This is a genomic window from Luteibacter sp. HAY1-4A, from assembly GCF_056755355.1.
Genome location: NZ_JBNDHZ010000110.1, coordinates 1 through 839, shown reverse-complemented (window position 1 = coordinate 839; position 839 = coordinate 1). Strand labels below are relative to the sequence as shown.

Sequence of the window (839 nt, the reverse complement as noted above, 5' to 3'; positions counted from 1 at the left end):
AGCGCCGGCTCCACAGAGGGTGTAAACGAGTGACAAGCGTCCGGGGGTAACCGGAAGACAAGTATAAGACGGTGAAGCGTCTTGGGGTTATATGGTCAAGCCTCACGGCTCATTAGTACGCGTAAGCTCAATGCATTGCTGCACTTCCACACCGCGCCTATCAACCACCTAGTCTTGATGGTGCCTTAAGGAGAGTCAAGCTCTCGGGAGATCTCATCTTGGGGCGTGCTTCCCGCTTAGATGCTTTCAGCGGTTATCACTTCCGTTCGTAGCTACCGGGCAATGCCATGGGCATGACAACCCGAACACCAGCGGAACGTCCACTCCGGTCCTCTCGTACTAGGAGCAGCCCCCCTCAAATCTCCAACGCCCACGACAGATAGGGACCGAACTGTCTCACGACGTTCTGAACCCAGCTCGCGTACCACTTTAAATGGCGAACAGCCATACCCTTGGGACCGGCTACAGCCCCAGGATGTGATGAGCCGACATCGAGGTGCCAAACACCGCCGTCGATATGAACTCTTGGGCGGTATCAGCCTGTTATCCCCGGAGTACCTTTTATCCGTTGAGCGATGGCCCTTCCATACAGAACCACCGGATCACTAAGACCTACTTTCGTACCTGCTTGATCCGTCGATCTCGCAGTCAAGCACGCTTATGCCTTTGCACACAGTGCGCGATGTCCGACCGCGCTGAGCGTACCTTCGTGCTCCTCCGTTACTCTTTGGGAGGAGACCGCCCCAGTCAAACTACCCACCATACACGGTCCCCGATCCGGATTACGGACCTAGGTTAGAACGTCAAGCACTTCAGGGTGGTATTTCAAGGATGGCTCC

1 rRNA gene is annotated in these 839 nt (G+C 55.7%); it reads right to left on the bottom strand.

What is annotated here, in order from left to right:
• Positions 1 to 91: 91 nt before the first annotated feature.
• Positions 92 to 839, bottom strand: a 23S ribosomal RNA gene (locus tag ACPYOD_RS19140); the annotation flags it as partial.